We start from the raw sequence: 24,222 nt of genomic DNA on the forward strand, positions 1-24,222 counted from the left end.
AGCCAACCATTGTCCATCTCCAACTGTTGATAAGAGCATTGCAGATGTTAACGTTAATAACGCGCAGCAAATTATTGATGAAAAGTGGATGCGTTTAGCGATGCAACTTGCCGAACAAGCAGAGCTTAAAGGCGAAGTCCCAGTGGGTGCTGTACTGGTTAAAGACGATGTGTTAATTGCCAGTGGCTGTAATTTAAGTATTGTAAATCACGATCCAAGCGCTCATGCCGAGATGGAATGTATTCGTCAAGCTGGTAAGGTATTAGAAAACTATCGAATGCTCAACACTACCTTATATGTCACGTTAGAACCTTGCACTATGTGTGCTGGTGCTATGGTGCATAGTCGTATTGCGCGGGTTGTTTATGGTGCCGATGATTTAAAAACCGGTGCTGCGGGTAGCGTAATTAATTTACTGCAACATCCTGCATTTAATCATCAGCTTGATGTCAGTGCCGGGGTGTTGGCTGGTGAGTGTGGCGCGCAACTAAGTGCTTTTTTTAAGCGCCGTAGAGCAGAAAAAAAAGCACTCAAGCAGTTAGCCAGTAAGCTAATAGATTGAGTGTATTTTTGTCGCGAACGATGTTAAATCGATATCAATGCTTCAACGTAAATGATGCGATTGATAGCCACATATTCTATTAAAGAACAATGAGCTTATATCTCATTGTTAATCAATAAAAAATGAGCTCGCTGGCGATTTTGAATGCGGTTTTTATGTACTTTAAGCATGACACGACGACGTGACATGGTATTGCTTATAGATCTTCTTCTCATTCCGTGATCCCTTAATATTGGCTAACCTCAATGAGGCTATTGATAAATAACACACCTTAGCTGCATGCTTTTTAACGATATATCCAACGCTATAGTACCTTATATTGGTAACGATTATCTGTCAGGTGATGACCATAAATAATCGCGGCAATTTTTACTGTTCTGATCCGCGGAGATTGTCTGACACTTCTTCGGCAATAACTTCAATTTTTTCATGATCTTCAATAACATCTATATTCTTGGTTTGAAGATCTATCCAAACTAAAGTGTCGTAGTAACGACGAATGCTGTCGACATAATGAACGGCTTCACTACCACGAGCATAACCATAACGTGTTTGTTTGTAATATTTAGCTTGTTGTAGCAAAGGTAATACTTTTTTAACATCACGCCAGGCGCTTGGATCCATTCCCATAGATTCAGTTAACCGGCGCGCATCTTCAACATGACCCAAACCGATATTATAAGAAGCCAATGCAAACCAAATTCGTTGAACTTCAGGGATAGTGTCTGGCAACCGTTCCATCATGTCTTTTAAATAAAATGCACCACCACGTATGCTTTGCTCTGCATCTAAGCGGTCATCAACTCCAACATAAGTCGCAGTGGGTTGGGTTAACATCATCATGCCCCTAACCCCAGTAGGTGATCGAGCACTAGGGTTCCAGTGTGACTCTTGATAACTGGCAGCGGCTAATTTACGCCAATCTAACTCTCCGGCATATTGTTCGAAAAAACTGCGGTACTCCGGCAAAATATTATCAATCGCGCGGATAAAGGCACGGGTATCAACATAATCAAAACGTTTTACATGGCCAAAATATTTTTCGTTTAAATGCTCAAGTGTGCCAGCACGCCTTTCTTTATGCCAAAAAGCCAGCAGTTGACTCATTAACCTATCGCTGTTTTTAGGCGGCAAAAGCCACATCACTTCAACTTTTTCTTCTAAAATCATTCCTGCGCGTAATTCTGGCAAAAAACGTTGGTTAATCAATAGGCTATTTGAATCTGAAATAGTGTAATTCAGTTCACCATTAGCAATTAAGGCAAACAATTCTTCATTATCTTTATCGTTAACCTGGTTCCACATCAACTCAGGGTAGTCTTTTTGTAACTTAGTTAAGATATTGACAGAAGATGAGTTAGCCATGACGGTAATTTCACCCGACAAAGTGCCTATGTCTTTAGGCTCTGGAGTGCCTTCCTTATAAACCAATACTTGATTGACTTTATATAATGTCGGCCCGAGTTTAAATTGTTGACCCCGGTTTGGGGTTTTTGCAATACCGGCGGCGATAATATCAATCTTGTTTTCTTTTAATGCGGCAAATAATTGCTTGCGATTAGTGTACGGGATCATCTCTAGAGGCACGGCTAAATAGTCAGCAAAGCGCTGCGCCATTTCAAAGTCGAATCCGCTTTCACCTTGGTCTGAATTTAGATAAATCTGTGGCCCATATAAAGTCCCTACCTTTAGAACGGTACGCTTGGGTGCAGATGATGCGATATCAATTTGTTGGATATCAATAGGTTCGCAGGAAGATAATATTCCGCAAAGTAAAATGATGAATAAGGTTTTGATCATATTTATTAACTGGTTAGCTTAAGTTATTTCGTTGATGTCACGAGAGTAATACGTAATAAACGAATGTAATACCGGTTGAATAGCCTTTAAATATGTAGGGGGTGAGCGTGTTTTTTTGCTTACTTTATCAGGAGTTTTCCTAAACGCCTATAGTTGTACAAAAAACCTTCTATTTAGGTTTTTTTTTCATACCGTAGTTAAGTTGTCACTAATGAAATATGAGTGAGCCTAATTGTTGATATTTTCCCTATCAGGAAACACTGTTTTCACGGGTCCTTAAAGGTGATTTGTACCGTGCAATTCCCTATAATAGCGCCAATTCTGACCCAATATACTTTATTAAGGTGAATAGACGTGATTGAGATCATTCGCGGAGCCCCAGCACTATCTGCATTTAGAGTTCAAAAACTCATGGAGGCTTGCGAAAATGCAGCGCTTCCAGTATCGCAAATTTATGCTGAATATGTCCATCTAGCCAATTTGAGTGAACCACTAGATGATAATGAGCGTCTACAGTTAGAAACCATTCTTACCTACGGACCTGCCATTGAGTCCCATGCTCCACAAGGTACCCTGTTATTTGTCACCCCACGTCCTGGTACTATTTCTCCTTGGTCTTCTAAAGCAACTGACATTGCCCATAACTGTGGTTTAGGTAAATTGACCCGCCTTGAACGGGGTATTGCTTATTATGTTGAAGCATCAGTATTAACCGCAGAACAACAAAAACTACTGCAAGGGTTATTACATGACCGTATGGTCGAAGTGATGCTACCTGCGTTTGATGCTGCAGACGTATTATTTGCCCGCACAACGCCAGCAAAATTTAGCAGTGTGAATATTCTTGCTGAAGGTCGCCGCGCGTTAGAAGTGGCCAACGTGAAGTTAGGCTTAGCCCTTGCCGATGATGAAATAGACTATTTAATTGAAAATTTTGTGCGTTTAAAGCGTAACCCTAACGACATCGAATTAATGATGTTTGCTCAAGCAAACTCGGAACATTGTCGCCACAAAATTTTCAATGCAGATTGGACTATCGATGGCGAAGTACAGCCAAAATCACTATTCAAAATGATTAAGAATACTTTTGAGGTGACACCTGATTTCGTATTGTCAGCTTATAAAGACAATGCCGCAGTGATGACCGGGCCTATTGCGGGACGCTTTTTCCCCGATCCAGATGGTGTTTATAATTATCACACCGAACCAATGCATATATTGATGAAAGTAGAAACGCACAATCATCCTACTGCAATTAGTCCTTATCCTGGTGCGGCTACCGGTTCTGGTGGTGAAATTCGCGATGAAGGCGCTACTGGCCGAGGTTCTAAACCTAAAGCGGGTTTGTCTGGTTTTACGGTATCTAATTTAAAAATCCCTGGTTTTGTGCATCCATGGGAAGCGGATTACGGCAAGCCAGATCGTATTGTTACCCCGCTTGAAATTATGCTCGAAGGCCCACTTGGCGGCGCAGCATTTAACAACGAGTTTGGTCGTCCTGCTATTACCGGTTATTTCCGTACTTACGAGCAATTAGTCTCGAGCCATAATGGTGTTGAAGTACGTGGGTATCATAAGCCGATTATGATAGCTGGTGGCTTAGGCAATATCCGTGAAGATCATGTTCAAAAAGGCGAAATCACCATTGGTGCTAAGCTCATTGTGCTTGGCGGACCGGCAATGAACATTGGCTTAGGTGGCGGTGCTGCATCTTCAATGGCGTCAGGTCAATCTAGCGAAGATTTAGATTTTGCTTCTGTACAACGTGAAAACCCAGAAATGGAACGTCGTTGTCAGGAAGTGATTGATCGCTGCTGGCAGTTAGGTGACACCAATCCAATTCAATTTATTCACGATGTGGGTGCAGGCGGATTATCGAATGCGTTCCCTGAGTTAGTCAATGATGCTAATCGCGGCGGGGTATTCAATTTACGTAATGTTCCCTCTGACGAGCCAGGCATGAGCCCACTTGAAATTTGGTGTAACGAATCCCAAGAGCGTTATGTGTTATCAGTTGCACCAGAAAATTTACAGCAGTTTACTGATATTTGTAACCGCGAACGCGCGCCATTTGCAGTGGTAGGTGAAGCGACGGCAGAGATGCAATTAACCCTTGCAGACAGTCACTTTAACAACAAGCCAATTGATTTGCCGCTTGAAGTTTTATTAGGTAAAGCACCTAAGATGAGCCGTGATGTGGTGTCGGCAAAAGCGGTATCACCTGCGTTAGATCAAACTAAGATCGAATTAAACGAAGCTGTTAAACGTATTTTAAGCTTGCCAACGGTTGCAGATAAAAGCTTCCTTATTACTATTGGTGATCGCTCCGTTACTGGTTTAGTGAATCGCGATCAAATGGTGGGCCCATGGCAGGTTCCAGTTGCCGACTGTGCAGTAACTGCATCAAGTTATGACAGTTACTGCGGTGAAGCAATGTCGATGGGTGAGCGCACTCCGTTAGCCTTACTCGATTTTGACGCCTCAGCCCGTATGGCGGTTGCTGAGTCAATTATGAACATTGCCGGAACGGATATTGGCTCGTTCAAACGTATTAAGCTTTCTGCTAACTGGATGTCACCTGCGGGTCACCCTGGTGAGGATGCCGGTTTATACCAAGCCGTTAAAGCCATTGGTGAAGACCTTTGTCCAGAGCTTGGCATTACAATCCCTGTCGGTAAAGACTCTATGTCGATGAAAACAGCATGGGAAGATAACGGCACTCAGAAAACCGTCACCTCGCCTATGTCGTTAGTCATCACCGCTTTTGGTGTAGTGCAAGACATTCGTAAAACGGTAACGCCGCAACTTCGCAGTGATAAAGGTGACAGTGCTTTATTAATGCTCGACTTAAGCAATGGTCAAAACCGTTTAGGCGGTTCTTGTTTAGCGCAGGTTTACAGTGAGTTAGGTGACATTGCGCCAACATTAGATAAAACCGCTAACTTAGCTGGCTTTTTTGAAGTGATGCAGCAATTAGTCGCCGATCAAGCGGTTATGGCATATCACGACCGCAGTGATGGTGGTTTATTTACCACATTGGTGGAAATGGCATTTGCCGGTAACACCGGGTTAAATATTGATTTAGCCAGTTTGAATGGTACCGATTTAGAGCGTTTATTTAATGAAGAAATTGGTGCGGTTATTCAAGTCAATGTTGTTGATGCCAAAGCCATCGCAGCGCAATTTGAAGCTAAAGGCGTAACCTGTCATCACATTGGTGGCCTACAAGCGGCTGACCAGATTAGTATTTATGATGGCGAGCGAGTGATCTTTGCTGATAGTCGTACGGCATTACGCACCTTGTGGTCAGAAACCACCTATCGCATGCAAGCACTACGTGACAACCCAGAATGTGCCCGTGAAGAGTTTGAGCTTAAACAACAAGCTGATGCACCTGGTTTAACCGTTAAGTTAGGCTTTAACCCAAGTGAAGATGTAGCTGCACCTTATATTCTTAAAGGCGTGGCACCCAAAATGGCTATTTTACGTGAGCAGGGCGTTAACTCTCATGTTGAAATGGCAGCCGCTTTTGACCGTGCTGGTTTTGAAAGCCGTGACGTGCACATGTCAGATATCTTATCTGGCCGTATTAGCCTTGAAGAGTTCCAAGGCCTAGTGGCTTGTGGCGGATTCTCTTACGGTGACGTATTAGGCGCTGGTGAAGGTTGGGCTAAATCGATTCTATTTAATGATCGTGCTCGTGATGAGTTTAGCCGTTTCTTCGAACGTGATTCCAGTATCGCCCTTGGCGTGTGTAATGGTTGTCAGATGTTATCTAACCTGAAAGAAATTATTCCTGGTAGTGAGCATTGGCCGCGCTTTGTGCGTAACCGTTCTGAGCGTTTTGAAGCGCGATTCAGTTTGGTTGAAGTGCAACAAAATCCATCGGTATTCTTTGAGGGCATGGTTGGTTCACGTATGCCTATTGCAGTATCTCATGGTGAAGGTCTAGTTGAATTTGCTAACGCTCAAGCGTTAGCAAATGCAGAAGCATCTGGCACTATTGCACTGCGTTATGTTGATGGCCATGGTCAAATTGCGACCCAGTACCCAGAAAATCCAAATGGTTCTGCTAACGGCTTAACGGGTATTTGTACCACTGATGGTCGCGTAACAATTATGATGCCGCATCCTGAACGAGTATTTAGAACGGTTGCCAATTCATGGCACCCAGATAATTGGGGTGAAGATAGCCCATGGATGCGCATGTTCCGTAATGCACGAGTGAAGATTGGTTAATCTTAGATTTAATTGTTCACTTAGTTAAAGAAAAGGCGATTCAGTTGAATCGCCTTTTTTATGAAGATAATTCTTTTATTAGGTTATTACTCGATGTTGTCGCCATAAAGAAAAACCCCATAGATTTACTCTGTGGGGTTTTTGATCCGTTATCATTGAATAATAACGATTACTGCTTAATATCATTTCTGCGCTAACAAAAACATTCACTAAACACGGTATAAATAAGTGAGCTAGCTTATTTCACTTCTTTAGCCGTAAACATTTCAGTAAAAACACGTATGTATAAATTGGCAATATGTTCGAATAATTGAGTCATAGCAGAAGTCTCTTTAGGTTAGGTCATTGGAATTAAGACGACGACTCATCGCACAACCACTGTTCGTGTTCTTAACTGTGTGCAAATTATACAGTTGTACTATTGCGTACTCAAATGAGAAAAAATGATTTTTGCCATTAGCTAATCTAATGATTGATTTTATTTTATTATTTATTTGGTTATTTAATGTTAACTAATGTGTTGATTTTAAAGTATTAAAGTTATTTGTTAAATTATTTGTCATTAAATTAATTTATTTAACATCTTTTATCTGTCGATTTATCTACTTTCTATTAACAATGAAGGTGAATAGGGTGTTTTAAGATGACTTATCGTTAGTCACTTTTTATTCCTAGCAATTGGTTCGTTTTTGTCAATACCTCGAGAGAGGGGGCGATGGTTGTACAAGTTTTCTTACAACGAATACCACAAGTTTCTTGTTGAGTTGTGATCCATCTGACATCAAAAGTGTATCAAATAGATACGAGTTCGACGGTAAAGAACTGATTTCTTAACTCAAAAAATTATGCATGCAAAAAATCTAATAGTTATCACATTTTTGATTAAAAAATATGATCTACTAAGCTATTATGCCGTAAGATATAGGGCGTTTAGGACTGGACTTGAAAACACAGGCAAATAGATTAATTTATCATTTTTTACACTTTGGTGAGTTGTCCACTGCTTCAATATTACCGTTTTCAGGTATAACATCATCATTATGGTAACCGAGTGTTGCTATGTCGTATTTGGTTGTACTGAAGTAAGGAGTCGCCAATGATTATCGAAGAGGTCGTTGAGCTATCGCGTTATCAATTTGCGTTTACAGCTATGTACCATTTTCTATTTGTTCCACTTACCCTGGGGTTAGCCTTTATTCTGGCGATTATGGAATCACTGTATGTGATGACAAATAATCAGATATATAAAGACATGACTAAATTCTGGGGTAAACTTTTCGGGATTAACTTTGCATTAGGTGTCGCAACGGGTTTAGCAATGGAGTTCCAGTTTGGTACTAACTGGTCTTACTATTCTCATTATGTAGGTGACATTTTTGGTGCACCTCTGGCGATTGAAGCTTTGATGGCTTTCTTCCTTGAATCGACCTTAGTCGGGATGTTCTTTTTTGGTTGGGATCGTTTCAGCAAGCGCCAACACTTAGCGGTCACATGGCTTGTCGCCATTGGCTCTAATATGTCTGCATTATGGATTTTGATCGCCAACGGTTGGATGCAAAACCCTGTAGGTTCGGTGTTTAACTATGAAACCATGCGCATGGAAATGGTCGACTTTGCTGCCTTGGTATTTAACCCTGTAGCGCAAGTTAAGTTTGTTCATACCGTTGCTTCTGGCTATGTAGCCGGCGCCATGTTTGTGCTTGCGATTAGCGCGTATTACATATTAAAAGGTCGTGATTTACCGTTTGCTCGTCGCTCATTTGCGATTGCTGCCAGTTTCGGTTTAGCTTCAATCTTATCGGTTATTGTACTGGGTGATGAATCTGGCTATGAAGTCGGTGAAGTTCAACGCGTTAAATTAGCTGCAATTGAAGCTGAGTGGCACACAGAGCCTGCTCCAGCAGCCTTTACTGCAATTGGTTTTCCTAATCAAGAAACCATGCATACAGATTACGCAGTTAAAATACCGTATTTAATGGGGATTATTGCTACACGTTCTTTAGATGAAGAAGTGACTGGCCTTAAAGATCTTATTAAAGAGCATGAAGTGCGTATTCGTAACGGTATAGTCGCTTATGGATTACTTGAAAAACTGCGCGCAGGTGATGAAACGCCAGAGGTAAGAGCACAATTTGAAGCAACTAAAGACGATTTAGGCTATGGCTTCTTGCTTAAGCGTTATACCGATAAAGTGGTTGATGCGACTGAAGAGCAAATTATCGCTGCATCTTATGACTCTATTCCAACGGTAGCACCTATGTTCTGGACCTTCCGTATTATGGTTGGTGCCGGGGTGATTATGTTATTTGTATTTGCCGCTGCCTTTTGGCAAAGCACACGTCATCAAATCGCTGAGAAAAAATGGGTACTGCGCGCAGCACTTTACAGTTTGCCTTTACCTTGGGTTGCTATTGAATGTGGTTGGTTTGTGTCAGAGTTTGGTCGCCAACCGTGGACCATCTCAGAAGTATTACCCACCTTTATGTCTGCATCGAGTTTAACGCCTGGCGATTTATGGTTCAGTATTATTTCGATTACGGTTTTCTACACTATTCTGTTGGTGATAGAGGCTTACTTGATGTTCAAGTTTGCTCGTCTTGGCCCAAGCAGTCTAAAAACCGGTCGTTACCATTTTGAAAACCAAGATGCTTAAGCGGAGGACCTGATTATGTTTGATTATGAAGTATTAAGATTTATCTGGTGGGCACTAATTGGTGTGCTACTTATTGGTTTTGCTGTTGCTGATGGTTTTGACATGGGCGTGGGTATGCTATTACCCATTATTGGTAAAGACGATACTGAACGCCGTATTATGATTAACACTATCGCACCGCACTGGGACGGCAACCAAGTATGGTTGGTTACCGCTGCTGGTGCATTGTTTGCTGCTTGGCCTATGGTGTATGCGGTATCGTTTTCCGGCTTTTATGTGGCGATGATGCTCGTGTTATTTGCATTGTATTTACGCCCAGTTGGATTTGATTACCGCTCTAAAATTGAAGACCCAAGATGGCGTAAATCATGGGACTATGCATTATTTGTCGGCAGTTTTGTACCACCATTAATCATTGGTGTAGCATTTGGCAACTTGCTTCAAGGTGTTCCATTTAACTTTGATGAATACTTGCGTGCGACTTATCATGGTGGATTTTTTGGTTTATTAAATCCGTTTGGTTTATTAGTCGGTCTAGTCAGTGTCACTATGTTTGTTATGCAGGGTGCTTCATGGTTACAAATGAAGACCGAAGGCGAGTTAAGGGTACGCAGTGTTAAGGTATCGCAAATTTGTGGCGCTTTATTATTTGTATTCTTTGGTGCAGCAGGCGTTTGGTTAGCTAATGGTATTGATGGTTTTGTTATTACCTCGACACTCGATCTTGCTGGTCCGTCAAATCCAGCCGTTAAAACAGTTGCGATTGAAGCGGGTGCTTGGTTAACTAACTATGACAAATACCCTATTACTATGCTGTTTCCAGCATTAGGGTTATTAATGCCAATATTAGTGGTTTTAGCCAGTCGCTTAAATCGTTGTGGTTTTGCATTCTTATTTAGTTCACTTGCTGTAGCTGGCGTTATTCTGACTTGTGGTGCTGCAATGTTCCCATTTGTTATGCCTTCGTCATTAGAGCCTAATATTAGCTTGACCATGTGGGATGCTACCGCGAGTAAAATGACCTTAACAGTGATGACCTTTGTTGCCGCTATCTTTGTACCAACAATACTGTGTTATACAGCTTGGACTTATTACAAGATGTTTGGCCGTTTAAATCGTGAGTTTATTGAAAACAATAAGACGTCACTTTACTAAATTAAGGAGCAACATCTATGTGGTATTTTGCGTGGATTTTAGGGGTATTGTTAGCGTGTTCATTCGGAATTATCAACGCTTTGTGGCTTGAGAATACTGAAAATATGGATCGAAATAACGACAACTAGTCGAGACATCTCTAATAGAAAAAACCGCCTTGGTAACAAGGCGGTTTTTTTATTGGCTGTAATCTTCCTGCATTGGCAATGTAGATACTGTAAAGGAGGTCATCGTAAATTAAATTTCTATTAAACAGCCTGCTAATAAGAATTAAGGTGTTGTGAGAGTAATAACATACCTAGGATTTATGATGAGACATTCATGATACTTGCTAGTCACTCATATTTGGTAGAATGTTCAATTAGCGATTATTGAAGTTTACCTAAGCGATATGATTAATCCAACCAACTCAATTGCCAGGCTTGGGAATAAGTAATAAATTCAATTGGTTAGGGTTAGTGGCTGGAGCCTAGTTCAGGATGTGAGAAAAGGTAGTTTTTTGATAGTAAAAAGCCCATTTCCGGCCATCAATATCACGCTTGGCTTTAGCAAGATGATATTAAGTGATGACCAGACTATGGGCTGTGCTTACAAGCTATTTATCATCTTTAGCTGAACGAAGGTTAAATATACCTATTTGTTGTTTAATACTCACGGCAAGTGCGGTTAATTGCTCTGCGTCTGTCACCGCTTTTGTGGCTCGTTCATCACTATTTTGCGCCAGTGTCGATATAGTATGTAAGCTGTGTGAGACTTCATCTGCGACGGTGCTTTGTTGTTTGGTAGCACTGGCTATACTGGATGAAAATAATGCCATTTCAGCAATATTTTGATTAATCTGACTCAGTTGATTATTGACGGTATCAGCTTGTTCCGCTGAAGATACACCCAATTGCTGGCACTGAACCATTTGTGTAGAAGTATGATTGACTTGCTGTTGTAATTTATTAATTGTTGAGTTTATTTGACTTAATGAATCTTGTGTTCTTTGCGCCAATGAGCGGACTTCATCAGCCACAACCGCAAATCCTCGACCTTGTTCACCCGCTCTAGCCGCTTCAATAGCAGCATTCAGTGCCAGTAAATTAGTTTGGTCAGCTATGCCATTGATGACCTCCGTAACTTGGCTGATGGCTTGGGTTTCACTGCTCACACTCTCAATATTTTTTTCGCTTTGAATAAGTTGCTCACTCAAGGATTGTAGCTCCATAACCACTTGAGTTAATTGAGTGTGCCCTTGATGGGATGCACTATCAACTTCTTGTGCTTGTAGGGCTCCTTGACTGGCATTTTGCGCCACATCTTTAATAGAAGATGACATCTCTTCAATAGCGGTCGCAATTTGTTCCGTTTGGTTTAGCAGTGCTTTTGCCTCGTGACCATTTAACCTTGATGTTTCTTGACTCAAGTTTGCTTGGTTTTCTAAGGTGATGACAGATTGCTTTAAGGATTCAATTAATCCGGCTAAATTAGCGGCCATCTTGGTAACACTTACAGTGATACTATCAACTTCATTAAGACTGTCTTCGGGACATGGGACAAAATTCTGTGAAAGATCTCCTCGGCCCAAATTAGCAATTTGAACCTGTAGAACTTTTAATGGCTTAATTGCTCGATTAATAACAATAAAAAGTAAAATAGAAATAAGCACTATACCCAGTACGGCCAATATAGCGTTATTTTTTAGCATTCCAATGCTTTCGTTACTCAATTCACTTTCGGGTACAAAACCGACCAAAGTCCAATCCCAACCAGGAATATTGACAGAATAAGAATACATGACTTGATTAGAAAGCGAGGTATAAACCCAACTACTTTTGTCGGTAAGTGCTTTTTCAAGAGATAGCCCATCAAATAATGCTTCACTAAAGGGAGCTTCTGTTTCCAATTTTTGATGAGAAATAACCTGTTTATCTGCATTGCGGATAATCACATAAGAACCAGATTCTTCGAGCGTCATTTGTTTAAATGAATTTTGTATTTGCTTAACCGATTGAGTGATATCGAAACCAATAAAAAGGATCGCGATGACTTTGCCACCAGTATCTTTAACGGGTTGATAAACAGTCATGTAATCTTTGCCAAAAAGCTTAGAGTATCCTTCGTACTCTCCACCGTTAATTAACATCTTGTAACCTAGATGTGTAGAGCCTAAATAGGTACCTAATGCACGGTTACCATCAGCTTTTTTCAGTGAAGTAGCGACACGAACAAAATCATCGTTATCACGAGCAAATATTGTTGCGACGCCGCCAGTGAGCTGTGAAAAATGATCGACATTAACGTTTAAATTATTAACTTGATCATTTTCATGAAGGAGTTCAGGAGTTTTAACACCTGCTACTTGAACCGTGCTTCCTGTTAATGCAAAATCACCTGGATATAAGTTGCGGAGAATATCGGCATTTTGTTTCGCTAAAAATTGCATGCTGTCGTATTGCAGTTCAATTAAATGAGCATTACTGTGCATTTGTGATTTGACCGCTTCAATCGCTTTATCGCGTAATACAGTGGTTGCAGATAGATAGGAAAACCAGGACATAGCAGCATAGATAACGATAGATGATAGTACAACTAGAGAGCCTATTTGTTTTGATATAGACCAGTTTTTATAGTTCATATGCTTTTCTCATAATTGTTGTGATGATGAATCTATAATTTATGTTCGATCGACATTATTTAATGTACAGGGGGAAATGCACTGATTCATAGTTAGAAAGCATAAAGTGTACCCATTCTCCATTAAACAGCATAAAAGCTGGGATGAAGAAATATTAACCTTCTATAAATCATGGACTATATTAGGCAGTCGTAAGTTGTAAGTTAACCTTTTTCTTGGATTTCATCAACAAGGTATACATTACGGGTACCCAAATTAGTGACAGCATGGTTGCCAATAGTGTGCCGCCGGCAATCGCAATCGCAAACGGTGGCCAAAAGCCGCCTCCGGCGATAATTAGCGGTAAAAAACCACCTATAGTGGTAATGGTGGTTGAGCCAATATGGCGTCCACAACTGCTCACAGTGCTAATGATTAGTGTTAAATTACCATCACGCGCTTCGGGAATATCCTCAAGTTCTGCCAAAATAACAATGGCAGCATTTATGGCTAAACCCATCAATCCAAGTAGTCCGATAATTACCGTAAACCCAAACGGATAGCCAAATACATACACAGACAACAAGCCTAAACCTGCCGATTGAAATGCACTCAATAAAATGATGGCGGTTAATCTGAACGAGTTAAACGACAACACTACAGTGGCTAATAGTAAGGTAACGACTAACACCACATTCGACAGTAAATTACCCACAGCTTCATTACGTTTTGCACTTTCGCCGCCGATTTCAAGATGATACCCCGCAGGAATAGATAAATGGGCAATGGTATCTTTAACGTCGTTCAACACCTGTGCTGGCAGTACTCCACTAGTAATGTAAGCTTCTATAGTATTCACTCGTTCGCCATTTCTTCGGGGTATTGCACCGCGACTGACGTTGATTTCATTATACGATAGTGCTGAAAGTGGAATACCTGAACCCGACGGTGAAACTAGATTTATCTCCGCTAAACGCGTCGCTTGTTCTCGGCTGTTATCGCCTAAACGTACGCGAATTGGCAATGATTCAGTTTGTTCTAAAATGCTGCCACCAATAATACCGGTCGTTGCCATTTGAATTTGATTGGCAATATCGCTAAGGCTTAAGCCGCTCATTAAGCTGGCGTCTTCATTCACTTGTAACCACACTTTTGGCGCGCCTGAACTGAGGGTGGCGCGAGTATGGATCACATCAGGTGTGGCAACTAAAATCCCACGCACTTGTTCACCCAGTGTTTTTAAGGTATCAAGATTAGGGCCATAAATGCGTAGCTCAACCGGAGCGTTAAAGGGCGGGCCTTGTTCGAGTTTTCGCACCAGAATCTGCGCTTGTGGGAACGCTACGTCAAACTCTTTTTGCAGTTGTAAAATTAAGCGATTGGCGGCAGAGAAGTTGGTCACTTTAATCATCGCTTGGGCATAATTGGTTGCCCCTTGCTGCCGTTGAGTTAAATTGTAATAAAAAGAGGGCGTGTTACCGCCAACAACCCAAGTGGCTGCAACAATATCGTCAATCTTTTGTAGCTTATTATCAATCAGTTTGACCTGCTCGAGAGTGTTATTAATACTGACATGCGGTGCCAGGTAGACTTCTATTTGGAACATATCACGATCAGACGGTGGGAAAAATTGTTCAGTCATTTTGCCCGCAGCAAAAAAACCAGCAACAGGTAATATACCAATAACAATCGCCGTTAGTATTGGTCGGGTTAACGCAAAGTGGAGGCTGGCAGTATATGCTTGGCTTATTTTGGGAAATGCCATCCCTTGTTGATACCAAGCTGTTGGCTTTTCACTGCGACTAAAACGTCCAGCGAGGCCTGCTATAATCGTATGAGAAATAAGATACGATCCTAGTAAAGCGAACATCACTGAAATGGCAATACCACCAACGAATTCTCCTGCAGCACCAGGCATAAGCACAATAGGTGCGAAAGCTAACATTGTGGTGATGGTTGAGCCTGCAAGCGGCAGCCATAAATGATGCAATGTTTTAGTCACGGCTTCCAGTTTACTCATGCCTTGTTGGCGCCGCTGCGCAATGGCATCCACGACCACAATAGCATTATCCACCATAATCCCCAGCGCAACCACTAAACCGGTCACCGACATTTGATGAATGGGTAGCCCAGTGTATTTCATGCAGGTGAGAGTAAATAGTGCGGTGAGCGGTAACGATATAGCCACAATCACCGCATTACGCAGGCCTAAGGTTAACATTAACACCAGTAAAATAATCACAAACCCTTGCAGTAGATTAATGACCAAGTCGCCTAAGCGGTCACTGGTATAGCTTTGCTGGTCGAATAACCATTGCACTTTAATATTGGCAGGCAAATTTACTGAAAAGTCGTCAATGGCTTTACTTACGTGCTGTTGCCACACATCGACTCTATTATTGTTGAGCATGCGCGCAGACACTAATACGCCTTGTTGGCTGTCGATTAAGGCAATACTCGACGCTGGCGTTTTAGCTTGGCGAGTAATATTGGCGACATCACCTAAGCGAATAATTTGACCATAATCGTCTACTTTGAGCGGTACTTGGCGGATACGGTTTTGTGAATCTAACTCACCAGAAACCTCTACTAAGGCTCTAAACTGGCTGTTATTAACTTCACCAGCTGAAATTTTGCTGTCGGCATTATTTAAAATAGCCGCGATACTGGCGGGGGTTAAATGCAGTTGACTGATTTTATTACCATCTAATTCAACTAAAATTTCTTCTTCAGGAGCACCATACAATTTTACAAAGTCAGTACCGCTGAGCAGCCTTAAGCGACTTTGTAATTCTTTGGCGTAACGATTAAGAATATCGGCTCTTACTGGACTGTCATCGGCCCAAACAAGTCCTAAAATAGCGGTGTTGGCATATCCTAACTGATCATCTAGTACACTGTTTTGTGCCTCTATCGGTAACAAGGATTTACTGTCGGCAATAAGATCTCGTGCGCGCGACCACACCGGATCAGTCTCTGTTACCGTGTCTTTTAATTCTAGCTGGATAACCGAAATCCCCGGGCGAGAAGTCGATTGCACCAGCTTTAAGTCTTCTAAGCGGCGTAATTGATTCTCTAACACCTCGGTCACTAACGCTTCAACTCGCTCAGCAGATGCACCAGGGTATTGAGTAATAACAGATGAAAATCGGTTAGTAATATGTGGATCTTCAGTGCGCGGTAGGCTTGAAATCGCACCTAATCCTGCAACAATTAATAATGCGATAAATAGACTGGTTAGGCGGCCATTTTCTAAAAAGGCTTTAATCATAATGTCCCCGCTTGCTCAGCCTGAGCGAGAGTTACTTTTTGGTTAACCACTAACTTATGTAATCCTTGCGATACGATTAAATCGGTTGGCTTAATAGCACCCTGAATATACGCTTGTTGTTCATTGGTATAGATAATTTCTACATCGCGACGCTCAATGGTATAAAAACCCTGCTCAGCCTCAACTAAGGCAAACACGTTCCATAATCCGCGTACGCCATCGGTTAATGCCGACATCGGTACCCAATAACCAGATGCGGGTACATCTTGTTGATAAGCCAGATAAGCTATTTCACCATTGATAACGTTAGCAGAGTCGGGCAGATTAATACGTAACTGAACCGTACGACTAATGGTATTTACTTCGGCACTAATTCCGGCAATGTTAGCGGTAAAGGTTTGTTTACCAACCCGAACATCTACTCGTTGTTGCGCCGTTAATTGCTGAGCAATATCAATTGGTACCCCAATATAAGCTAAAGGTTGGCTATTACCGACTAAGGTAAAAACCGGACTGCCTAGTGCAATCACTTCACCAACATTATGAAAGCGTTGACTAATTGTTCCGTTAAAAGGGGCCAGTAATGTCGATTTTTCAATTTTTAAATTGCTGGCACTTAAGCTGGCTTCTATACGTTTTTGATTGGCTTGTAGGCTAATAACTTGTTGCTGGGTTTCATCAAGCTGCTGCTCAGACACATAGTTTTGTTGCTTCAACTTTTGGGTGCGCGCTAAGGTGCTTTTAGCTAAATCTATATCGGCTTGGGTTTGTAATAAACTGGCTTGCAGTTGTTGCTGTTCTGCGACTAATAAGTCGGTATCCAGCTGGGCGAGTATTTGGCCTTTATTAACCGTATCGCCGCTGTCGACTAAAGTATTATTGAGCTTACCCGCAAGCTCAAAGCCTATGCCGGTGGTATTTGCCGAGCGAATTGTGCCGGTGTAGGTTTGCATGTGTTGATAGCGGTCTTTTAGCACTAAGGTTTGTGATAATACTGTTTGATAGGCAATCGTTTGCGAATGTTCTTTTACCTCAGAGCCACAACTGCTTAACACGAGTAAGCTTAAACCTAGCGCCCAGTATCGAATGATTGGGGTGAATGTCTTTGACGCATACATAAGTTTATTCCTTACAAAGCAAAATATTGTGTCAATGTGGATTTGTTTTTCAGCAGGCTTTAATGGCAATAAGCTCATACATTAACAGCACACTGCAAAATGTAACTTAATTGTTAATTAGACTCGGTAGTCTAATTTTATAAAACTAGACTGTCCAGTCTATTTTTGGTTACTATTGCATTAATGCTGAGTCCTAACACTAAGTCCTAACGTTGAGTCTTGGTGTTGTTTAATGAGTAAACTTACGGAACAAACATGACAAAAGAACACACACCGCTTAATACCAACGAACAGATACCGTTGAGCCGCAGTGAACAAAAGCGAGCTCAAATACTGGAGTCGGCTATTGAGCTTTTTTGCCATCAGGGGTTTCCTCATACCAGCATGGATGAAGTGGCCAAGCATGCCGGCGTGTCAAAACAAACTGTGTATGCTCATTTTGGCTCAAAAGATGATTTATTTGTGTCTGCGATTGAATCTAAATGTGTGGTGCATCAACTCACCGACAATGCCTTAATCGACGCAAGCCGACCACAACAGGTTATGTTACTGTTCGCGCAACAATTTGGTGAGATGATTGTTAGTAAAGAAGCCATGACAGTGTTTAAAACCTGTGTTGCGCAAGCCGAAACTCACCCTGAGGTGTCGAGGTTATTTTATGATGCAGGGCCCAAGCATGTATTAGGACTGATTCGAAATTATTTAAAAAAGGTTAACGAGTTGGGCGAATACTTTTTTGAAAATCCTCATGAAAGTGCCGTTAGATTGTGTTTAATGTTATTTGGTGAACTAAAGTTGCGCTTAGAGCTAGGCCTAGAAATAGAAGACTTACATGCAACCAGGCAGCAATACTTGCAAGATACAGCCGAGATGTTTTTACGCGCCCACAAAGTTGGCGTAAAATAACGTCAAACATAAGTTGAACTTAATTGGCTGTTTAACAGTATTACATGTGCAATTAATCTAAGGTAATATTCGGTTTATCTCATTATTTGAAGGGAAGCAGATTAGTATGACGCTTTATAACGCTAAGATAGATGATGTTAAGGTAATTAGTTCTAAGTCTCTGAATCTGTCAGTACTGTCGCTAATGTGTGCATCTGGCCTGCTATTAAGCCAACAGGCGGTAGCTGCACCGGATCGTTCACCGTTTTCAATTACAGTCGCTCGCACATCAACCGGCACTGCTAATATAGGGACTGATAGTACTAATCCTAATCAGTTACAGCGTGATGCTTGGAAGACCAGTTTTTCGGCCAGCATGCCGCTCAATCGGCAGTGGTCCATTGGGGCAAACTTAGGTTACGATAATCTCGATTACGACTGGGATATGAACCAAAACACTCTGTTACGCAGCAGTATTGAACCTTGGTCAACCATCCATCAGTACAGTGCAGGTTTATCATTGTCATATCGCCTAGACAATCATTGGATGTTTCTCATCGCGCCAAAATTACAATATGCCTATGCCGATACTGCATCATCTTCTAATGCACAAAGTTATGGCGTAGTGGCTTCGGGCATGTACCGTTTTGACTCGGGCAATATGTTAGGTTTTGGTGTCGCCTATTTAAATGATATTTCAGAAGTGCGTACCATTCCTTATTTAGCTGTGCGTTGGCAAATAAACGATAAGTGGGTACTTGCTAACCCGTTCCAAGCCGGCTTTAGTGGTCCTGCAGGATTAGAGTTAAGTTACCAATATCGCTCAGATATAGACTTTGGTATTGGTAGCTCAAAACGTACTGAACGTTTTTTAATCGCTGATGATGATCAAACCATCGAGGTTGATGAATGGGTTGGTTTTGTTCGTGCCGGCTGGCAAGCCACAGACAATATAAGCCTTAACGCCTATGCTGGTTATTACTTTGGTGGCGAAATGGAGCTTAGCTATCCAGACGTGACTGAAGATATAGAAGACCAAGCAGCATTAGGTTTAGCGTTTAAATTGACGTTTTAACGATAACGTCTACAGCATACAACAAAAAATGCCGCTGATATCAGCGGCATTTTTATATCAATAACGTTAAGGTCATCTATTACGTTTTTAGCCAGACCTTAACCAACAACATAAATCAAAAAGCGAATGTAAACCGAGGTTAAAGATTAAAAATAAGTAACTTCTTTTACTCGTTTAGGCCGATTTTGTTGCTCGTACAATTGCCACACTTGTTTAAAATCGAGAGCTAACTCTGTGACATAAAACTCACCAGAAGGGTAGGTCTTAACCACTTTCGCACCGCGAATAATGCCACTCACGCTAGACTTAACGTTGTCGTCAGTTAATAACCACTCACTTACGTCGCTATTAGCCGAAATCTTTTGCCCATAAACTTGTTCGGCAAGCTCTCGATAAGCGGCAATTTTTGATGCTTGCATTGCCATTAAAATGCGATGTGATGGCTCTTTGCTTGGCTGAGTCGCTAATGGTGCATAGCCAATTGCAGTCAGTGTTGGAAACGACGCCGGAGCCTCGGTTTCCCACTGAACATATTTATCTTTGCTGACACAGCCCGTTAACAGTACCAGTATAATGAACATTAACGACTTCATAGCTTATCCCCTAATACGGTGTAACGACTGTCGCCCTTTTGCTCGTGGCGATACAGTAACCCATTGCGCGATTCTATCAATTCAGAAGGCTGTAAATAGCCTGATAAACTCGATGCTGCTACAAATGATTGCACCGCAGAAAGCACTCTATTATTAGTCACATTAACCACTCGGCCGTTAAATACAATGCCTTCAGGTGTTAAGGTCATGGTTGACACTAATACGTGTGATACAGGTAAATCTGCACGCAACAACTCCCAATTACGGCTCAGCATAAATTCGCCTTGTTCGGTTGCACGTAAATTGGTTGCTACATTTAAATCAACTAAGTTAAATTCATGGGCGTGAAACGCCGCAAGTAATCCTTGCTGTAACTGTAATGCCAACTCATTGGTGGCATTTAAATTACTCGCCATTACTGGGGTAGAAATCAGTAGGGGTTGATCAGGTCGTAAAGCATCATTTTGTAATACTAACTCGTTAACTAGCTTTTCAGCCCACACATTCACCTGGCCTTTAGGCGATAATCCAGCAGCTTGAATGTCATAAACCAGCTTATCGTGATAAACCTCATCTTCATCAACCACTTTGACAAATTTACCGTTATTGCTAAAGGCAAGGTTATTGGCAGCATTAGGCGTTTGGGTACATGCAGCTAACGTCAACGACGCAAGTATGACCGTGGGGATAATAAGCCTGTTAATCATAATAATTCCTCTAACGCATAATGCTGTAAGTCTAGGTATAAATGAGTCATTTAATCGCCATATTAATCGATAGCTAAGGCCAATTATGTACTCTTTATTATTCGTCCCTTTATATCGGCAAATCCAATAGAAGCTTTACTATAATCACGCTAGATCTAAAAATAAGCGCTAAAGTAGTTATAGGCACAATTTTTGCTTTGTTAAATATAGAGTAAGCTTAGTTCATCTAATTAGGCCAAATTGACGTTTTTTTGACATTAGGATATCGCATGCTGATCCGACACAGCCCTTCACGCCGAGCTAACCCATTCAGTCATCTTGCTGCTATAGCCATGCTATGTGCAAGTGGTTTGTTGGTCACAACGTCTGTATTTGCTGAACAAATCGAAGTAACCGGTAAGGCTAAAATCGTTAATGGCGATATTGATAAAGCTCGCGAAGACGCCATTAGTCAGGCATTAAATTATGCCAGTTTAAAAGCCGGAGTTAATTTTTCCAGCGAACAACAAATTAACCAGGGACGGCTTACTCAAGATACCTTTCAAATTCAACGTATGGGATCAGCCAATAACGTTGAGTTAATGAGTGAAATGATCAGCCAACACACCATCACCGTGGTATTACAGCTTGAACTCAGCGAACAACAACCTAACGCTCAATGTAAAAGCCAATCACTTAAAGCCGCTATTATGTTGCCACAAGCCTATTTACAAGAACGCGAACAGTTGCGTTATGGCCAATTAGCCCACTTTGAAGAGCGGATCACTGAACAATTAGGTAAGGTCATCAACGCGCAATCACGATACAGTTTTGCGCGAATACATGCCGATGAAAAAATTGATAACACCAACCAACTGGTTAATTTTAAAGGCTATCGTATTCCCAGCTGGTTAGGCGAAATCACCGACAGCCAATATCTGCTGCAACCCGAAATTATTGATATTTCCACCGAACCAGCGCAAAGCAGTTACATGGGCTTTGTAGAGGATGATCCGCTAAGACAGTTTATTGTTAAATTAACTCTTTATCATGGCATTAGCGGTGAAGTCGTTTGGACCGAATCGTTCGCCACCTCAGCGCCTTGGGAATTTGAACGACAAGAAATCGTTTCACCTGCTAACCAGCGCTTTTGGCGCTCATCTTATGGTCAGGCTATTAGTGAGATATTACAACAAAGTGTTATGTCGCTTGATAGGCAATTAAACTGCCGACCATTATTAGGCCAAATTGTCGCAAGGGATGGAGATCGTATCATCATTAATTTAGGTCGTAAAAACGGCGTGAAAATGGGTGATAAATTCCAAATTGTATTACAAAAAAATATTCCAGACAGATTCAACTCTATGCGCGCTATCGCCACTAAAAGTCGAGCTAATGTCGTCATCGAGCAAGTCACCGAAGACAGTGCAACGGCAATCTTTGACGGCATCGACAGTGCAGACAATATTCAAGTCAATGATATTGCCATTAAGAACTAATGATTGGTGATTAGAAGCTAGTAGTTCAAAATTAAGTGCTAAGTGCTAAGTGCTAAGTGCTAAGAGTAAGGCGATTATGAATTTGTTGGTTATTAATCAAGCAATTAAATATAAAAGGTTTAATTCAATTATAAACTCAGTATAATCACTGGGTCTCTCTATAGCTCAACAGGATAGAGCAGCCGCCTCCTAAGCGGCCGATCGGGGTTCGAGTCCCTGTGGGGAGACCATAACACATCTTTTTGTCTTAAAAATCAATAACTTAACAAAATCGTCAAAAGTTGTGCCGCCTCTGGAAACCACTTTTTTGGAATTTTTTTTCGAGCACTCTTCAAAACTCCACTTTTCGATAGTTTGAGCTCAATCATGGATATTTAAGCGTATTTCCAATAGTTTTCTATTAAAGTTGAAACATGGAAGTATTGTGTAATGAACCCCAAGAAAGAGTCTAACCCACGATCTAAATCTCAAAAGTTAGAAGTCGATAATCAGCTAGATGAACTTCTATCAGCAATGCCAGAAGCATTGAAAACGCAGTTGGTTAATATTTTAAATTCGTCAGGACATGCTAATTGAAAACTGGAAAACAGGCAGGGATAAACGGTATGCCAAAAAAGATAAAGTAGAAGCTTTTGCTATACAGTTTTATACTCAGAAAAATTATGCTAATCCCCACCAAGCAGCGCAAGCTATGGTTGACCATGTTATGGAATATGCAAAAAGCGTCGATTACGCTTTTACTTCATCATATCAAGCAATCAGGACAATCAATTTTTGGCTGAGCAAGCATATTAAATCAACTAAATAAAATGGATTTTTACTGTGGTTAATAAACAGATCTCTCAAGCTCAACTGCTATTTCCAAAATCTAAGTATCCCCTTTTAAATACCTACATTGACCTTTTTGTGAAATATATATCTCAACACGATATTTGTGTTTTAGAATCTGATCTTGAAATTTTGTCAGTTGCGCTGGGGAAAACGACACGTTAGCTTTTCAGGACTGTTAATTCAAAAGAAAGCGTTTCAGATAAGCTTGAAAGTTTAATTTGTGATGGCCTTAAACTTAAAGTGGAAACAAAAAGAAGGCTTACAACAAGCCATACAGAGTTATCACAAGAAGCCAATAAAAATGTTGTTGATGTTGTTATTTCTCATTACCAATCGAAACTCGATGACATTGAAGCACTAAAACGGCAGGACATTCTTGAACGAAAAGCTAAAGTTTTATCTGAAGCTAAAGCAAAAGCTGAAATGTTACAGAATCAACTTAGACAAGAAGCTGAAGCATTTAAAGCAAGCCGTATAGATTTTGATGACTTTGAAGTTTATAGCGTTCAGAAAAATTCTCGTGTAGATAAGCTGTTGACTCAACTTCGTAAAAAAACAATTACTCCTGAAGAGTTAAAATGGTTAGATGATATTGGTTTTTCATCTAATTTGGTTGTACAAAAATATCATCTTCATTTAGCCCATCAGCATTTTCAAAACTGGAAACAGAAAAGCTTACCTTGGGAGCTGGTTAATGCTAGTGCCGCCTATCGTAAAGCTGAAGTGCTGACTAAAATAAAAAAAGCCTTAGATGAATCATATCCATTTAACCTCCCTAAGAATGAAAAGAAATTAAAGTCTGCTTTATTAACCACATACGGTGGTGTTTGTAGAGACTTAAAGGATTATGTGAATTCAATTAAATTTGGTTTAGAAGCACATAAAGTGACACCGTTAAATTTTAGGCCATGTACTTTGCTAGGCGCTGTTTACCTTTCAACGGGTGAATTTGACTTAGGCCATGAATGGTATAGCAAAGCTAAAGAGCGCGGGTTTAGGCAAGATGATTACGACAATGATATCAAATCTGTTTATTTCAGAGCCAGCGATGAAATGAAAAACAGATTAAAACAAAACCTAATAGCTACTGGTCACAAGTATAAATGGTTATAAATCAATACCGTCACACCCTGTGACGGGGCATTCGTCAATTTCAACAAATTGGCGGGGTAGGTGTTACGCCTTGGCGTGAATTAAGACGGTTAAGTAAAATCACTGACGAAAGCCTAGAGTGGGTAGAACAAATTAGACAAGCC

General features: G+C 41.0%; 17 protein-coding genes and 1 tRNA gene. 12 read left to right on the plus strand and 6 right to left on the minus strand.

Translation table 11 applies throughout. From position 1 onward, the window contains the following. Window positions 1-88: 88 nt before the first annotated feature. Entirely contained in the window at window positions 89-562 is a 474-nt protein-coding gene (tadA, locus tag EGC82_RS07430; protein ID WP_244212580.1) for a tRNA adenosine(34) deaminase TadA, read from the plus strand. A gap of 369 nt (window positions 563-931) precedes the next feature. Here the strand turns inward: tadA and mltF are convergent, their stop codons facing one another. Then, window positions 932-2,362 carry a membrane-bound lytic murein transglycosylase MltF gene (gene mltF, locus EGC82_RS07435; RefSeq protein WP_124730200.1) on the minus strand — a complete coding sequence of 477 codons (1,431 nt, stop codon included), beginning with the start codon at window positions 2,360-2,362 and terminating at the stop codon, window positions 932-934. Between the two features lie 357 nt (window positions 2,363-2,719). Between mltF and purL the strand changes: the two genes are divergently transcribed. The 4 genes from purL to cydX all read left to right on the plus strand — a co-directional run bounded on the left by purL (window position 2,720) and on the right by cydX (window position 10,537). Next, entirely contained in the window at window positions 2,720-6,601 is a 3,882-nt protein-coding gene (gene purL, locus EGC82_RS07440; RefSeq protein WP_124732586.1) for a phosphoribosylformylglycinamidine synthase, read from the plus strand. Window positions 6,602-7,697: 1,096 nt separating this feature from the next. Next, on the plus strand, window positions 7,698-9,254 hold the full coding sequence (locus tag EGC82_RS07445) for a cytochrome ubiquinol oxidase subunit I (RefSeq protein WP_124730201.1): 1,557 nt from the start codon (window positions 7,698-7,700) through the stop codon (window positions 9,252-9,254). Window positions 9,255-9,269: 15 nt separating this feature from the next. Then, on the plus strand, window positions 9,270-10,409 hold the full coding sequence (gene cydB, locus EGC82_RS07450; RefSeq protein ID WP_124730202.1) for a cytochrome d ubiquinol oxidase subunit II: 1,140 nt from the start codon (window positions 9,270-9,272) through the stop codon (window positions 10,407-10,409). Window positions 10,410-10,426: 17 nt separating this feature from the next. Further along, entirely contained in the window at window positions 10,427-10,537 is a 111-nt protein-coding gene (gene cydX / locus EGC82_RS07455; RefSeq protein WP_124730203.1) for a cytochrome bd-I oxidase subunit CydX, read from the plus strand. 467 nt (window positions 10,538-11,004) lie between these two features. On the opposite strand, the gene EGC82_RS07460 is transcribed toward cydX, so the two are convergent. From EGC82_RS07460 to EGC82_RS07470, 3 genes are all read right to left on the minus strand, one after another. Next, window positions 11,005-13,029: a methyl-accepting chemotaxis protein gene (locus EGC82_RS07460; protein WP_124730204.1), complete on the minus strand. Its 2,025-nt coding sequence runs from the start codon at window positions 13,027-13,029 to the stop codon at window positions 11,005-11,007. 181 nt (window positions 13,030-13,210) lie between these two features. Continuing rightward, on the minus strand, window positions 13,211-16,279 hold the full coding sequence (locus EGC82_RS07465) for an efflux RND transporter permease subunit (RefSeq protein WP_124730205.1): 3,069 nt from the start codon (window positions 16,277-16,279) through the stop codon (window positions 13,211-13,213). After that, on the minus strand, window positions 16,276-17,397 hold the full coding sequence (locus tag EGC82_RS07470; protein WP_124730206.1) for an efflux RND transporter periplasmic adaptor subunit: 1,122 nt from the start codon (window positions 17,395-17,397) through the stop codon (window positions 16,276-16,278). Before EGC82_RS07470 ends, EGC82_RS07465 begins: the two co-directional genes overlap by 4 nt. Window positions 17,398-17,652: 255 nt before the next feature. Between EGC82_RS07470 and EGC82_RS07475 the strand changes: the two genes are divergently transcribed. Both EGC82_RS07475 and EGC82_RS07480 read left to right on the plus strand, forming a co-directional pair. Continuing rightward, window positions 17,653-18,303: a TetR/AcrR family transcriptional regulator gene (locus EGC82_RS07475; protein ID WP_124730207.1), complete on the plus strand. Its 651-nt coding sequence runs from the start codon at window positions 17,653-17,655 to the stop codon at window positions 18,301-18,303. 106 nt (window positions 18,304-18,409) lie between these two features. Then, window positions 18,410-19,357, plus strand: a complete 948-nt coding sequence (locus EGC82_RS07480; protein WP_124730208.1) for a DUF6268 family outer membrane beta-barrel protein — start codon at window positions 18,410-18,412, stop codon at window positions 19,355-19,357. 146 nt (window positions 19,358-19,503) lie between these two features. On the opposite strand, the gene EGC82_RS07485 is transcribed toward EGC82_RS07480, so the two are convergent. Both EGC82_RS07485 and EGC82_RS07490 read right to left on the minus strand, forming a co-directional pair. Beyond that, window positions 19,504-19,950: an LPP20 family lipoprotein gene (locus EGC82_RS07485; RefSeq protein ID WP_124730209.1), complete on the minus strand. Its 447-nt coding sequence runs from the start codon at window positions 19,948-19,950 to the stop codon at window positions 19,504-19,506. After that, window positions 19,947-20,657, minus strand: coding sequence for a FlgO family outer membrane protein (locus EGC82_RS07490; protein ID WP_124730210.1), 711 nt, complete (start codon window positions 20,655-20,657; stop codon window positions 19,947-19,949). Before EGC82_RS07490 ends, EGC82_RS07485 begins: the two co-directional genes overlap by 4 nt. A gap of 269 nt (window positions 20,658-20,926) precedes the next feature. Between EGC82_RS07490 and EGC82_RS07495 the strand changes: the two genes are divergently transcribed. From EGC82_RS07495 to EGC82_RS07510, 5 genes are all read left to right on the plus strand, one after another. After that, window positions 20,927-22,135 carry a flagellar assembly protein FlgT gene (locus tag EGC82_RS07495; RefSeq protein ID WP_124730211.1) on the plus strand — a complete coding sequence of 403 codons (1,209 nt, stop codon included), beginning with the start codon at window positions 20,927-20,929 and terminating at the stop codon, window positions 22,133-22,135. Between the two features lie 154 nt (window positions 22,136-22,289). Then, window positions 22,290-22,365: transfer RNA gene (locus EGC82_RS07500), tRNA-Arg, on the plus strand. Between the two features lie 199 nt (window positions 22,366-22,564). Further along, window positions 22,565-22,711: a hypothetical protein gene (locus EGC82_RS21230; RefSeq protein ID WP_164839107.1), complete on the plus strand. Its 147-nt coding sequence runs from the start codon at window positions 22,565-22,567 to the stop codon at window positions 22,709-22,711. Continuing rightward, window positions 22,701-22,943, plus strand: a complete 243-nt coding sequence (locus tag EGC82_RS07505) for a hypothetical protein (RefSeq protein WP_124730212.1) — start codon at window positions 22,701-22,703, stop codon at window positions 22,941-22,943. The genes EGC82_RS21230 and EGC82_RS07505 overlap by 11 nt, the downstream gene beginning before the upstream one ends. Before the next feature lie 263 nt (window positions 22,944-23,206). Then, window positions 23,207-24,079, plus strand: coding sequence for a hypothetical protein (locus EGC82_RS07510; protein ID WP_124730213.1), 873 nt, complete (start codon window positions 23,207-23,209; stop codon window positions 24,077-24,079). The last annotated feature ends 143 nt before the right edge of the window (window positions 24,080-24,222 follow it).

Source organism: Shewanella livingstonensis (genome assembly GCF_003855395.1).
Lineage (GTDB): Bacteria > Pseudomonadota > Gammaproteobacteria > Enterobacterales > Shewanellaceae > Shewanella > Shewanella livingstonensis.